The organism is Streptomyces sp. NPDC050988, from assembly GCF_044456225.1.
GTDB lineage: Bacteria > Actinomycetota > Actinomycetes > Streptomycetales > Streptomycetaceae > Streptomyces.
The window spans coordinates 245,883-258,869 of sequence record NZ_JBITFQ010000009.1; the positions used below are offsets into that span (position 1 = coordinate 245,883).

A 12,987-nucleotide genomic window follows, 5' to 3' on the forward strand; every position below is an offset into this window, starting at 1 on the left:
GAGACCGCGTAGTCGTCACCCCGTGTCGGGTGCTGGGTCTCCCGGAGCGATCAGGCCGGTCTCGTAGGCGAGCACGACCGCCTGGACGCGGTCCCGGAGGTCCAGCTTCGACAGGATGCGGCCGATGTGTGTCTTGACCGTGGTGGGGCTGAGGAAGAGGTGGTCAGCGAGTTCGGCGTTGCTGAGGCCGGTCGCGAGCAGCCGGAGCACCTCCAGTTCGCGTGGGGTGAGGCCGGACAGGTCGCGGTGGAGGGTCGGCGGCCGGGGCTCCTCACGGTGGGCGAAGCGTTCGATCAGCCTGCGGGTGATGGTGGGCGCGAGCAGCGCGTCGCCGGACCGCACCAGGCGGACAGCGGCCACCAGGTGCTCGGGCGTGACGTCCTTGAGCAGGAAGCCGCTGGCGCCGGCGGTGAGTGCCGCGTAGACGTAGTGGTCGAGGTCGTACGTGGTGAGGATGATGACGCGGGTGTCGCCGGGGCCTTCGTCTCCGAGGATCCGCCTCGTCGCCTCGATGCCGTCCATCCGCGGCATCCGGATGTCCATGAGGACGACGTCGGGCCGGGTGCGCCGCACGGCGGCGACCGCCTCGGCCCCGTCGGCCGCCTCCGCGGTCACCTCGATGCCGTCGGCGGCGAGGATCATCCCGAAGCCCGTACGGACCAGGGCCTGGTCGTCGGCGATGACGGCGCGCAGGGACGGCCCGTTCACGCGGTCCGCCACGGGACTCGGGCTCTGATCCGGTAGCCGCCGGCGAGGGTCGGTCCGGCCGTCAGGTCGCCGCCGTAGACCGTCAGGCGCTCACGCAGCCCGATCAGCCCTCGGCCGTTGCCCCTGCCGGGCCCGGCGCCGGTGCCGGTACCTGTGCCGAGGCCTGTGCCGTTGGTGCCTGTGCCGTTGGTGCCCGTCGAGGGGGCGTCGTGGGCGGCTCCGGTGTCCGTGACTTCGATCTCCAGGCGGTCGTCGGTGTGGCCGATCGTGACGGCGGCGTCGGCGCCGGGTGCGTGCTTGATCGTGTTGGTCAGTGCCTCCTGCACCACGCGGTACGCCGCGAGGTCCACCCCGGGCGGCAGCGGTTCCGGTGGCAGCGACACGGCGACGGCGACCGGTGTCCCGGCGGCGCGTACGCGTTCGATCAGGGCGTCCAGGTGTCCGAGACCGGGCTGCGGTTCGAGCCCGTCGGCGGGGCTGTCGGGACGACCGGTGTCCGGGGCGGCGAGCAGCCCCATCACATGCCGGAGTTCGGACATGGCGGCCCGGCCCCCGGCCTCGACCGCCAGCAGAGCCTCCTTGGACCGCTCGGGCGCCGTGTCCATCACCTTGCGGGCCGCGCCCGCCTGGATCACCATCACGCTCACATTGTGGGTCACGACGTCGTGCAACTCAGCGGCTATACGGGCGCGTTCCTCCTCCACGGCCCTCCGCATGGCCTCCTCCTGGGCCCGCTGCAGCTGGGTGAACCGGTCCCGGCTGGCCCGCAGCCGTCGGCCGCCGACGCGGACGAGCCCGGCCAGCACCCCGGCGACCAGCAGGACGACAGCGGGGCTCGACCAGCCCGGGAGCACGGGATCCGTCTCCCGGAAAGCGAACCCGGCCAGCACGGCCGCGACGACCATTCCGGCCAGCGCCCGCACTTGGTAGCGGCTGTACATGACGGCGCTGTAGGCGCCGATGACGCACGTCAGTACGTTGATCCAGGAGGCGTCGTCGCCGATGGGCAGCGCCGCGCCCATCACGATCCCGAACGTGACCAGCGGATACCGCCGCCTGGCCGCGAGAGGCAGCGCCGAAAGGACGACCAGCGGCCACGGCACGGTGCGGGGCTCCGGCTCCACAACTCCCACGCCGGGTACGGGCGGTCGTGGCGGGACCGGCGGGACGCGCGGGACGGGCGGCACCTCGGTCCGGTGGTCGGTCCGTTGCTCGGTCCGCTGCTCGGTCTCGGTCGAGACGCGGGCCGGCCCGTCGCCGGGAAAACGCGCCGCCACGACCAACGCGACGACGGTCAGCACGATCGCCAGCGCCACGTCGGCGCGTAGCGCCCACCGCGACAGCGGGGCGCGCTTCTCCTCCGGCCGTAGCGCATCACGCAGTTGGCGGCGCCTCTCGCGGCGGTCCTCCGTCTCCATCGGCTCATTGTGTGGCTCCCCGCCCCGGTCCGCGTCCGTCTGCGCGACCAGAGGGTCCCGTCCCAGAGGTGTACGTCGCAGGGATGACCTCCCGGCCCGGTCGTTCGCGGGGAGGTCCTGATGTCGGTGCCGCGGCCGACGCGCCCCAGCACCCCGCGCTCCTAGGTTCGCTGAGCCCGGCAACGCGCCTCATGTACCGGGCCCGACCCAACCGAAGCGAACCGATGCCACCCGAAGGACGGTCGACTCCCATGACTCAGGTGATCCAACTGGAGGGCGTGGCCAAGCGCTACGACAGCGTCGGCACGCCCGCGCTGGGCCCTCTCACGCTCTCCGTCGAGAAGGGCGAGGCCCTTGCCGTGACGGGTCCCTCCGGCAGCGGCAAGTCCACGCTGTTGAACCTCGTCGCGGGACTGGACAAGCCGACCGAGGGCACCGTGTCCGTGGGCGGCCGACGGCTGAACGATCTCAGCGAGCACGCGCTGGCCCGGTTCCGCCGCGAGCAGATCGGCATGGTGTTCCAGTTCTTCAACCTGCTCGACGACCTCACCGTGGCCGACAACATCCAGCTCCCGGCCCAGCTGACCGGCACCGCGAGGCGCAGGACGGCGGCCCGTGCCGAGGAACTCATGGAGGTGCTCGGCATCCAGAAGCACGCCCGCGCCTACCCGGGCCGGCTCTCCGGCGGTGAACGCCAACGCGTCGCGGTCGCCCGGGCCTTGGTCAACCGTCCCGCGCTGCTGCTCGCCGACGAGCCGACCGGTGCCCTCGACACCGCCTCGGGCCAGGACGTACGGGAGCTGCTGGTGGAGCTGCACCGCGGCGGCCAGACCATTGTGCTGGTGACGCACGACCTCGCGCTCGCCGAGGCGTGTGCGAGCCGGACGATCCATCTGGTCGACGGTCATCTCGCCCTCGACACGCGGGCGGAGGCCGTCCGATGACCCGCTTCGGCGGCGGTGCGCTGGGCCGGGTCATACGTTCCGGTGTGGGGCGGCGCCGGGTGCAGACCGTGGTGATCGCCGTGGCCACGATGATGGCCGTGGCCTCGGCGGTGGTCGCCGGGTCGCTCATCGTGGCCGCGAACGCGCCCTTCGACCACACCTTCGCGAAACAGCGAGGCGCCCATCTGACGGCCCAGTTCGACCCGGACAAGGTGACTGCGTCGCAGCTCAAGGCCACCCGAGAGCTGACGGGCGTCACCGCGAGCGCTGGGCCGTACCCCTCCACGACGATCCAGCCGGAGGACTCGGCGGGCCTGCGTATGCCGACGCTGACGCTCGTCGGACGGTCCGGTCCGCAGGCCGGCGTGGACGATCTGGACCTCAAGTCCGGCCGGTGGGCGGCGAAAGCGGGCGAGATCGTGCTCCATGAGGCGTTCGCCGGCCCAGCCTTCAAACTCGGCTCCACTCTCAAGACGTCGGACACGGAGGGCAGTTCGACCCTGACCGTCGTCGGTCTCGCCCTGTCGGTCAGCAGGACCGCCGACGCCTGGGCAACCCCCGTGCAGGCAAGGGCACTTGCGTCGGCCGACAACCCGCTCACCAGTCAGATGCTGTACCGCTTCGACTCGGCCGGAACGGACAAGCAGGTCACGGACGGCCGGAAGAAGCTCGCCGCGGCCGTGCCGTCCGGTGCGTTGCTGGGCAGCCAGTCCTATCTGGAGACCAAGCGCGCCGCCGACCAGGGCGCGGCCCCGACCATCCCCTTCCTCATCGCCTTCGGCGTCCTCGGCATCGTGATGTCGGTGATCATCGTCGGCAGTGTGACCAGCGGCGCGGTCGGCTCCAGTCTGCGCAGGATCGGCATCCTCAAGGCCATCGGTTTCACACCGCGGGAGGTCGTACGGGCCTATGTGGCCCAGGCGTTGATCCCGGCCGCGGTCGGTATCGCGCTTGGCGTCGTGCTGGGGAACCTGCTGGCCGTGCCGCTCCTCGACGACACCGAGCAGGCGTACGGCACCGCTTCACTGACGGTGGCGTGGTGGGTGGACGTCGTGGTGCCGGTCGCCGCGCTGGTGGTCGTGGGGCTCGCCGCGCTGGTTCCCGCGCTGCGGGCCGGGCGGCTGCGCACGGTCGAGGCGATCGCGGTGGGCCGGGCCCCGCGTACGGGTCGCGGTCAGTGGGCGCATCGGGTGGCGGGGCGGCTGCCGCTGCCGAGGGCGGTGACGTACGGCCTCGCGAGCCCCTTCGCGCACCCGGTCCGCACGGTCGCGATGCTGCTCGCGGTGGCCTTCGGTACGGTCGCGGCGACCTTCGCGGTGGGGCTGACCGCGTCTCTCACGGCGGTCGGCGAGGCGCAGGATCCCGAGGACCGTGCCGCGGTCACCGTGTTCGCCGGCGGACCGTCCGGTGGCCCCATGCCCCCGCCGGGCGAGGGCAGGCCCGGAGCCGCGGCCGGGGGCAGCTCCGAGGCCCCGCCCGTCGATCCGGCGCGGATTCGCGCCGCGGTCGAGGCGCAGGAGGGCACCGCTTCGTACTACGCCACGACACAGGAGGACGTCACCGTGACCGGGGTCACCGGCTCGGTCACGATCAGCCTCTACGAGGGAGATTCCCGGCCCGGCAGCTACGAGATGATCAGCGGGCACTGGATCGACGGTGCGGGGCAGGTCGTGGTTGCCTCGGGTTTCCTGGAACGGACCGGCACCAAGGTCGGTGACACCGTCCGGGTGACCCACCAGGGAGACACCCGGACCCTGCGGATCGTCGGCGAGGCCTTCGACACGGAGGACGACGGCATGCAACTCCACGCGGGAATGGCCGACTTCCCCGCGGCCGAACCCCGGACGTTCCTCGTCGAGGTGAAGTCGGGTGTCGCTCCCGCCGACTACGCCGAGAAGCTCACCACGGTGGTGCGCCCCCTCGGCGGAGACGCCATGGCCAACTCCCCTTCGGAGCAGGACAACTTCGTCCTCATCCTGCAGTCGATGGCGGCGCTGCTCACCCTCATGCTGGTGTCCGTGGCCGGCCTCGGTGTGCTCAACTCCGTTGTCATCGACACCCGTGAGCGCGTCCACGACCTCGGCGTCTGCAAGGCGCTCGGCATGTCGCCGCGGCAGACCGTGGGCCTCGTACTCGCCTCGGTGGCCGGGATCGGTGTGCTCGGCGGTCTGGTCGGCGTGCCCGCCGGGTTCGCGCTGCACGGCATCGTGCTGCCGGTGATGGGACATGCCGCGGGCACCGATCTGCCGCCCTCGGTCCTCGATGTGTACGTGCCTTGGCAGTTGGTGCTGCTGGGAGTGGCCGGGATCGCGATCGCGATGCTGGGCGCGCTGCTCCCGGCGGGCTGGGCGGCCAGGGCCCGTACGGCTGTGGCTCTGCGCACGGAGTAGCGGCCCTCGGCGGCCCGGCGCCCTTGCGACGCCGGGCCCCCGCGGCCCCCTCCACGCTCCGGGTCAGCAGCAGCGGCTCTGCGGATGGTCCTCCCGGTGCCGGGCCCGCAGTGCCTGGTACTCGCGTGGTGTCGGTACCGGGGCGAGTGGGTGGTGGCGGAGATGCCGCTCGCAGTAGCGGTCGTACTCCGCCTCCCCCGTCAGCTCGCGCAGGTACCAGCGCACGGCACGCGCCCACCGCCGGACGATCACGAACGGGCTCCCGCCAGCGGCTCGGCGGACTGCTCCGGGAGGTCGATGCGGGACTCGACGTACGGCGTCTCGGTCGTCGGCAGCGGGACCGGGGACCGTACGGCGCGTACGCACACCACGGCCGCGTTGACGATCACCGCGGCGACCAGGAGCAGGAACAGGGCGATCAGGACGCCGTCGACCGTGGAGTTGGTGACCACGGTGTGCATGTCGTCGAGGGTCTTGGCGGGCGGCAGGACCTGACCGGCGTCGATGCCGTCGGCGTACCGCTCGCGCTGGGCGAAGAAGCCGACGCGCGGGTCGGCGGAGAAGATCTTCTGCCAGCCCGCGGTGAAGGTGATCGCGACCACCCAGGCCAGCGGGACCCCGGTGACCCAGGCAAAGCGCAGCCGTCCGGACTTGACGAGGACGGTCGTGCAGACGGTGAGGGCGATGGCGGCGAGGAGCTGGTTGGCGATGCCGAAGAGCGGGAAGAGCTGGTTGATTCCGCCGAGGGGGTCGGTGGCACCGGAGTGGAGGAAGTAGCCCCAGGCCGCCACGACGAGTGCGCTGCACAGCCAGATGCCCGGCTTCCAGTTGACCCGGCCGATCGGCTTCCAGACGTTGCCGAGCATGTCCTGGAGCATGAAGCGTCCGACGCGGGTGCCGGCGTCGACCGTGGTCAGGATGAACAGCGCCTCGAACATGATCGCGAAGTGGTACCAGAAGGCCTTCATCGAGCTGCCGCCGAAGACTCCGGAGAAGATCTCCGACATGCCCACGGCGAGGGTGGGCGCTCCGCCCGAGCGGGCGATGAGCGTCTGTTCCTCCACGGCCTTGGCCGCCTGCGTCAGTTGGTCGGGGGTGATGGTGAAGCCGAGGCCCGCCACCGCCTGGGAGGCCGACTCGGCTGTCGTGCCGAGCAGTCCGGCGGGCGCGTTCATCGCGTAGTACAGGCCGGGTTCCAGGGTGGCGGCTGCGATCAGCGCCATGATCGCGACGAACGACTCCATCAGCATGGCGCCGTAGCCAATCATGCGGACCTGGGACTCCTTCTGGATCAGCTTCGGGGTGGTCCCGGAGGCGACCAGTGCGTGGAAGCCGGAGAGCGCGCCGCACGCGATGGTGATGAAGAGGAACGGGAAGAGGGATCCGGCGAATACCGGGCCCGTGCCCGAGGAGGCGAAGTCGCTGACCGCGTCGGTCCGCAGCACGGGCGCGGCCACGATCACGCCGACCGCGAGCAGTGCGATGGTGCCGATCTTCATGAAGGTGGAGAGGTAGTCGCGCGGCGCGAGCAGCATCCACACGGGCAGCACGGAGGCGACGAAGCCGTAGCCGACGAGGCAGAAGACGAGGGTCGTCGGGCTGAGGGTGAAGGTGTCGGCCAGCGAGGACTCCTGGACCCAGCTGCCGCCGACGATGGCGAGAAGCAGCAGCGCCACGCCGATCAGGCTGGTCTCGACGACCCGGCCCGGCCGGATGCGGTGCAGCCAGAACCCCATGAACAGGGCGATGGGGACGGTCATGGCGACGGAGAAAGTGCCCCACGGGGAGTGGGCGAGCGCGTTGACCACGACGAGGGCCAGCACCCCGAGCAGGATGATCATGATGGCGAAGACGGCGATCAGCGCGGCGGCCCCGCCCGCCCTGCCGATCTCCTCCCGGGCCATCTGCCCGAGCGACTTGCCGTCCCGCCGCATCGAAAGGAACAGCACGACCATGTCCTGCACCGCCCCGGCGAAGATCACTCCGGCGACGATCCACAGGGTGCCCGGCAGATACCCCATCTGCGCCGCGAGCACCGGCCCCACCAGCGGCCCGGCGCCGGCGATCGCCGCGAAGTGATGGCCCAGCAGCACCCGGCGGTCGGTCGGCTGGAAGTCGACTCCGTCCTCCAGGCGTTCGGCGGGGGTGGCCCGACGGTCGTCGGGCTGCAGTACGCGCCGCGCGACGAATCGGGAGTAGAAGCGGTAGGCGATGGCGTACGAGCCGAGGGCGGCCACCACCAGCCAGACCGCGGAGATCTCCTCGCCGCGGGCCAGCGCGAGGACGCCCCAGCCGATCGCGCCGAGCAGGGCGACGGCGGCCCACAGCAGCAGCGACCGCGGTGTCATCCGGGAGCGTGCGGGCGGCGGCTCTTCCGGCGCCGGGCGACCGGATTCGGGCATGACTGACGTGGGCATGGCGGCTCCTCACCTCTACGGTGATGTGTGGTGGTACGGATGCGTACGGATTCGTACGGATGCGTACGGGTCGGCGGTGCGGGTTGCGGAACGCGTACGAGCTAGGGGTCGTGCCGGTCGTACGTACCGCCTAGGGATCGTGGCGGTCGTGCCTGGTCAGCGCATATGCGGCCAGGAGGCACAGGCCGCAGCCCGGCACCCAGGCGAGCTGGTACCAGTAGAAGAACGGCGTCCCCGCGAGCCGTGGGCTCTCACCGGCGTACCAGGGGACCCACAGCAGACCGGCGGCGGGCGCGAGGAGCAGTACGGCGATCGCGACGCGCCGTAGCCGGTGATGATCCGTGGGTGCCATGACCTGCGCTCCTCTCCCCGTGCTTGTCGGTCTGTGCAAGAGTTGCCCACCGGCCGGAACTGGTTGACAGCGAATTTCCAGAAGATTTCCCGCCGGTTCCCTGTCCTCCGAGTGGGGTGCCCGCGCAACTCTCCGGCAAGGGCACAGGCACACCAAGGACGGTGACCCATGGCGGATGTCGCCATGACCGCGACGTTTCTCGCCGTGATCGGCGGGGCGTCGCTGCTCGCCGTCACGGCGCGCCGTCTGCGCCCCACCGACCGGCTGCCGTCCCTGGAGGGCTGGGCGCTGGCCGACCGGAGACTGGGCCCGGTGTGGACCTGGCTGCTGCTGGGCGGCACGATCTTCACCGCGTACACCTTCACCGCCGTCCCCGGCCTGGCGTACGGCAACGGGGCGCCCGCCTTCTTCGCGGTCCCGTACACGGTGATCGTCTGTCCGCTGGCCTTCGTCCTGTTGACCCGCCTGTGGGCGGTGGCCCGCCGCCACGGCTACGTGACCGTGGGCGACTTCGTCCGTGGACGGTACGGTTCGCCGCCGCTGGCCCTGGTCGTCGCGCTCACCGGGATCCTTGCGACGATGCCGTATCTGGCGCTGCAGTTGCTGGGGATACGAGCAGTGCTCACCGCCGGGGGCGTCTATCCGCGCGGCGCGGCGGGCGATCTCGTGATGGTGGCGCTCTTCGCTGGTCTCGCGGTGGCGACGTACCGGCACGGGCTGCGCGCGCCCGCGGTCATCTCCGCGCTCAAGGCGGTGGCCGTCTTCGTCTCGCTCACCGCGGTCTGCTGGCTGGTCCTCGCCCGGCTCGGCGGCCCCGGCCCGCTCTTCGACCGGGCCGCGCAACGGCTCGGCGGTACGGACACGGCGCACTCCGCCCTGCTCCTCTCCCCCGAGCAGCAGCCCGCCTACGCCACCCTCGCCCTGGGCTCGGCGCTGGCCCTGCTGATGTACCCGCACGTGCTCACCGCCGGATTCGCCGCCGACAGCCCGCGCACCCTGCGCAAGGTCGCCGTGGCCCTGCCCGCCTGGACGGGCCTGCTCGCGCTCTTCGGCTTCCTCGGCGTCGCGGCCCTCGCGGCGGGCGTTCAGGCCCCGGAGGGAGGTGCCGAGGCGGCGGTTCCGATGCTGGTCGACCGGTTGATGCCGGGGCCGCTGGCCGGGCTGGTGTTCGGCGCGATCGTCGTGGGGGCGCTCGTCCCGGCCGCCGTGATGTCGATCGCCGCCGCGACCTGCTTCGTACGCAATGTGTACGTCGAGTACGTGCAGCCGACCGCCACGCCCAAACGGCAGGTGCGTATCGCCAAGGCGGTCTCGCTCACCGCGAAGGTGGGGGCGGTGGCCTTCGTGTTCGGGCTGCGCGACCAGGACGCGATCAACCTCCAACTGCTCGGCGGTGTATGGATTCTGCAGATCTTCCCCGCCGTGGCCGTCGGGCTGTTCACGGGCCGGATGCATCCGCGGGCGCTGATCGCCGGGTGGGCCGTGGGCATGACGGCCGGCACGTTCCTGGTGGTCCGCGAGGGGTTCTCGTCCATCGTGGCCTTCGGTTCCGCCGACCGGCCGCTGGAGATCTACGCCGGACTCGCGGCCCTGGTCCTCAATCTGGCCGTCACCCTGGTCGGGACCGCGGCCCTCGAACGGCTCGGCGTCCCGCGCGGCGCCGATGTCACCGACCTACCGTCGCGCCTGACCGTCAGGCGCCGCCCCGAGACGGGAGCCACCAAACCGTGAGACGCAGACAGCACACCCGCTCGACGGTGGCGCAGGCTGTTCCGCCCGCCGTCCCCGAGGCACGCGTTCCGCGCGCGGCGACGGCCCGGCCGCCGGGCGCGGACCGTCCCGGCCCCGGCGAAGAGTCCCGCCCCGACGGCGTACACGAAGGGGCGCCCGAGGAGACGACACCCCTGTCCCCCGCGGTCGGCGATCCCGTCGACCTGGAACGGGAAGCCGCCCTGGCCCGGCTCTTCGAGGTGCACTACTCCTCGATGCTGCGCCTGGCCGTACTGCTCGGCGCCGACGATCCGGAGAACGTCGTGGCCGAGGCGTACTACCAGATCTACCGGAAGTGGCGCCGGCTGCGGGACGCCGAGGCGGCGGAGGCCTATCTGCGGTCCACGGTGTGCAATCTGACCCGGATGCGGATACGCCACCTCCAGGTCGCGCGCAAGCACGTCGAGAACCCGCCGAGCGATGTCGTTGCCTCCGCCGAGAGCACCGCGCTGCTCCACGACGACCAGCGCGTGCTGATCGACGCGCTGCAGCAACTGCCCGCGCGGCAGCGCGAAGCGCTCGTGCTGCGCCACTGGCTCGGCCTGAAGGAGAGCGAGATAGCCGCCGCGATGGGAATCTCCTGCGGATCGGTCAAGACACACACCGCACGCGGCATCGCCGCCCTGACCCAGGCGATGGAGGCCCGGCGATGAACGACACCTCTCCGGACCGTACGGAACACGAGCCGGACCGTACGGAGCAAGAGCTGCGCGCAGCCCTGGAGGCGCTGGCCGGCGGGGTGCACCCGGCCCCCGACGCCTACCGCACGGCCCGTGGCGACTGGCTGCGGCGCGAGCGGCGGCGTCGGCTCGTCCTCGCGGTCCTGATCGCGGTCGTCTTCACGCTCGCCACCCTGATCGGTCTCTGGGTCCTGAACCAGGCGCCCTCCGAGCCCGGGGTCATCTTCTCCGGCACGGGGAGCCAGGTCGCTTCCAGCGGGGCGGGCGCCGTCCCGGGCTGATGGACGGCCGCGGAGTCGTTCCCTCCCGGCCGTCCCGCCGTCGAGAACTCGTACGGCACCGCCCGCAGCGGCCGATCGGGGGGATACTGGCCCTATGCGGTTTCGGAGCATGGCCTGTGGTGCCGCGGGGCTGGTGCTGGTGGCCGCTGTCGGCTGCACCGGGGACGGCGACGCCGATCCCACGAGTCCGCCGACGTCGGCCCGCGCTTCCGCCAAGACCCCCAGCGCGACGCCCACCCCCACCCCGACTCCGGCCAACCCCGTGTCGATCCCGGGGCTGATCCAGCGCGAGCACCGGGGCTCCGACCTCAAGCTCGGGAACGTACGCGTGCGGACCGACGCCTACACCCAGTACGCGGTCACGTACGAGGCCAACGGGCTGACGATCTCGGGAATCATGAACATTCCCAGGGGCAAGGGGCCTTTCCCCGCCCTGGTACTGGCGCACGGGTACATCGACCCGGCCGTCTACACCAGTGGCCGCGGACTGGCCCGGGAGCAGGAGTTGCTGGCCCGCAACGGTTATGTGGTCCTGCACACCGACTACCGCAACCACGCGGGCTCCGACGACGACCCGGACAATGACGTCAACCTGCGCCTCGGCTACACCGAGGACACCATCGGCGCGGTCATGGCGCTGCGCTCGTCGGGGCGTCCGGAGATCGACGGCGAGCGGATCGGCCTGCTGGGGCGGTCGATGGGCGGTGGCGTCGTGTACAACACGCTGGTGGTCGCGCCCGGTCTGGTCGACGCTGCCGTGGTGTTCGCCCCCGTCAGCTCGCGTCCGGACGAGAACATCGACCACTTCCAGCGCGGCGACGGCGATCCGGTCGTCGCCGAGATCGACAAGACGCACGGCACCCCTGAGGAGAACCCCAAGTTCTGGAGGGAAGCCTCCCCGATCACCTACTTCGATCGGGTGACCGAACCGCTGCTCATCCATCACGGCACCGCCGACGAGAGCTGCCCGATCGTCTGGTCGGAGCGGACCACCGCCGCGTTCGAGAAGGCGGGCAAGGACGTCGAGCTGGTGAAGTACAAGGGCGAGCACCACACGTTCGCCCCGCAGTGGCCGGCCTCGATGAAGACGACGATGGACTTCTTCGAGAAGCATCTGCGCTGACCCACCGCGGTCGGCTGTCCGCGCTCGCCGGATGCCGAGCGACTGCTCGAACCTTCCCCTACCGTTTCTCGTACGATCCCTCCCCAATCGGGAGCGATCGGTATGCCAAGCGACAGACCCAGACGGAAAGGCCGTGTCATGAAGTTCGCAGTGATCGGCGGTACCGGACTGATCGGTTCGCAGGTCGTCACGAAACTCAACGACGCCGGGCACGACGCGGTGCCCCACACCCAGTCCAGCGGAGTCGACGTCATCACGGGCAAGGGCCTGGAACAGGCCATGGAGGGCGCCGAGACCGTCATCAACCTGACGAACTCCCCGACGTTCGACGAAGCCTCCCCGGCGTTCTTCCAGACCTCGATGGACAACCTGCTCGCGGCCGCCCGGAAGAGCGACGTCCAGCACTTCGTCATCCTCTCGATCGTCGGCGTGGACCAGGTGCCCGAACTGGACTACTACCGGGCCAAGGCCCTCCAGGAGGACGTGCTGAGGGCCGGGCCGGTCCCCTATTCGATCGTCCGGGCCACCCAGTTCATGGAGTTCGTCGACGCGGTCCTGTCCTGGACCACCGACGGCGACACCGTCCGCCTGCCCAGCACACCGATCCAGCCGATCGCGGCCAAGGACGTCGCCGCCGCGGTCGCCGAGGTCGCCTCGGGCACCCCCTTGCGGGGCATCCACAATGTCGCGGGCCCCGACGTCTACCGGCTCGACGAGCTCGGCAGGATCACGCTGGACGCCCACCCGGACGGCCGCACGGTCACGACCGACGACAGCGCGGGCATGTTCGCGGCCGTCCGCGGTGCCGTCCTGATCGCCCCGAAGGATGCCCACATCGCGCCCACCCGCTACACCGACTGGCTCTCCTGAAACAAATCGGCGGTCCCTCCCGACCGCAGGAATA

The 12,987-nt window shown here is 71.2% G+C and carries 12 protein-coding genes; 7 read left to right on the forward strand and 5 right to left on the reverse strand.

The window, feature by feature from the left end:
* Positions 1-15: 15 nt before the first annotated feature.
* Together ACIBEI_RS21975 and ACIBEI_RS21980 are read right to left on the reverse strand one after the other, a co-directional pair.
* Positions 16-720: a response regulator gene (locus tag ACIBEI_RS21975; RefSeq protein WP_398891238.1), complete on the reverse strand. Its 705-nt coding sequence runs from the start codon at positions 718-720 to the stop codon at positions 16-18.
* The gene (locus tag ACIBEI_RS21980; protein WP_398891240.1) at positions 705-2,126 is read right to left on the reverse strand and encodes a sensor histidine kinase; all 1,422 of its coding nucleotides are present in this window, start codon (positions 2,124-2,126) and stop codon (positions 705-707) included. The genes ACIBEI_RS21975 and ACIBEI_RS21980 overlap by 16 nt, the downstream gene beginning before the upstream one ends.
* A 251-nt stretch (positions 2,127-2,377) precedes the next feature.
* On the opposite strand from ACIBEI_RS21980, the gene ACIBEI_RS21985 reads away from it, so the two are divergent.
* Together ACIBEI_RS21985 and ACIBEI_RS21990 are read left to right on the forward strand one after the other, a co-directional pair.
* Positions 2,378-3,070: an ABC transporter ATP-binding protein gene (locus tag ACIBEI_RS21985; protein WP_398891242.1), complete on the forward strand. Its 693-nt coding sequence runs from the start codon at positions 2,378-2,380 to the stop codon at positions 3,068-3,070.
* Positions 3,067-5,460 (forward strand): ABC transporter permease, encoded by a 2,394-nt coding sequence (locus ACIBEI_RS21990; protein ID WP_398891244.1) that lies wholly within the window; start codon positions 3,067-3,069, stop codon positions 5,458-5,460. The genes ACIBEI_RS21985 and ACIBEI_RS21990 overlap by 4 nt, the downstream gene beginning before the upstream one ends.
* A gap of 63 nt (positions 5,461-5,523) precedes the next feature.
* On the opposite strand, the gene ACIBEI_RS21995 is transcribed toward ACIBEI_RS21990, so the two are convergent.
* From ACIBEI_RS21995 to ACIBEI_RS22005, 3 genes are all read right to left on the reverse strand, one after another.
* Positions 5,524-5,712 carry a YbdD/YjiX family protein gene (locus ACIBEI_RS21995; RefSeq protein WP_398891246.1) on the reverse strand — a complete coding sequence of 63 codons (189 nt, stop codon included), beginning with the start codon at positions 5,710-5,712 and terminating at the stop codon, positions 5,524-5,526.
* A complete protein-coding gene (locus tag ACIBEI_RS22000; RefSeq protein WP_398891248.1) occupies positions 5,709-7,877 on the reverse strand; it encodes a carbon starvation CstA family protein in 2,169 nt (722 codons plus the stop codon). Before ACIBEI_RS22000 ends, ACIBEI_RS21995 begins: the two co-directional genes overlap by 4 nt.
* 130 nt (positions 7,878-8,007) lie before the next feature.
* Positions 8,008-8,229, reverse strand: a complete 222-nt coding sequence (locus ACIBEI_RS22005; RefSeq protein WP_189841783.1) for a DUF3311 domain-containing protein — start codon at positions 8,227-8,229, stop codon at positions 8,008-8,010.
* Between the two features lie 168 nt (positions 8,230-8,397).
* Between ACIBEI_RS22005 and ACIBEI_RS22010 the strand changes: the two genes are divergently transcribed.
* From ACIBEI_RS22010 to ACIBEI_RS22030, 5 genes are all read left to right on the forward strand, one after another.
* Entirely contained in the window at positions 8,398-9,960 is a 1,563-nt protein-coding gene (locus ACIBEI_RS22010; protein WP_398891250.1) for a sodium:solute symporter, read from the forward strand.
* On the forward strand, positions 9,957-10,652 hold the full coding sequence (locus tag ACIBEI_RS22015; RefSeq protein WP_398891252.1) for a SigE family RNA polymerase sigma factor: 696 nt from the start codon (positions 9,957-9,959) through the stop codon (positions 10,650-10,652). The genes ACIBEI_RS22010 and ACIBEI_RS22015 overlap by 4 nt, the downstream gene beginning before the upstream one ends.
* Positions 10,649-10,960 (forward strand): hypothetical protein, encoded by a 312-nt coding sequence (locus ACIBEI_RS22020; protein WP_398891254.1) that lies wholly within the window; start codon positions 10,649-10,651, stop codon positions 10,958-10,960. The genes ACIBEI_RS22015 and ACIBEI_RS22020 overlap by 4 nt, the downstream gene beginning before the upstream one ends.
* 94 nt (positions 10,961-11,054) lie before the next feature.
* On the forward strand, positions 11,055-12,083 hold the full coding sequence (locus ACIBEI_RS22025; protein WP_398891256.1) for an alpha/beta hydrolase family protein: 1,029 nt from the start codon (positions 11,055-11,057) through the stop codon (positions 12,081-12,083).
* Between the two features lie 138 nt (positions 12,084-12,221).
* Entirely contained in the window at positions 12,222-12,953 is a 732-nt protein-coding gene (locus ACIBEI_RS22030; protein WP_398891258.1) for an SDR family oxidoreductase, read from the forward strand.
* Positions 12,954-12,987 lie beyond the last annotated feature (34 nt).

Bases quoted from the DNA above. Each gene is read 5' to 3' on its own strand.
- ACIBEI_RS21980 (WP_398891240.1), bottom strand. From the start codon at position 2,126: ATGGAGACGGAGGACCGCCGCGAGAGGCGCCGCCAACTGCGTGATGCG.
- ACIBEI_RS21985 (WP_398891242.1), top strand. From the start codon at position 2,378: ATGACTCAGGTGATCCAACTGGAGGGCGTGGCCAAGCGCTACGACAGC.
- ACIBEI_RS21990 (WP_398891244.1), top strand. From the start codon at position 3,067: ATGACCCGCTTCGGCGGCGGTGCGCTGGGCCGGGTCATACGTTCCGGT.
- ACIBEI_RS22000 (WP_398891248.1), bottom strand. From the start codon at position 7,877: ATGCCCACGTCAGTCATGCCCGAATCCGGTCGCCCGGCGCCGGAAGAG.
- ACIBEI_RS22005 (WP_189841783.1), bottom strand. From the start codon at position 8,229: ATGGCACCCACGGATCATCACCGGCTACGGCGCGTCGCGATCGCCGTA.
- ACIBEI_RS22010 (WP_398891250.1), top strand. From the start codon at position 8,398: ATGGCGGATGTCGCCATGACCGCGACGTTTCTCGCCGTGATCGGCGGG.
- ACIBEI_RS22020 (WP_398891254.1), top strand. From the start codon at position 10,649: ATGAACGACACCTCTCCGGACCGTACGGAACACGAGCCGGACCGTACG.
- ACIBEI_RS22025 (WP_398891256.1), top strand. From the start codon at position 11,055: ATGCGGTTTCGGAGCATGGCCTGTGGTGCCGCGGGGCTGGTGCTGGTG.
- ACIBEI_RS22030 (WP_398891258.1), top strand. From the start codon at position 12,222: ATGAAGTTCGCAGTGATCGGCGGTACCGGACTGATCGGTTCGCAGGTC.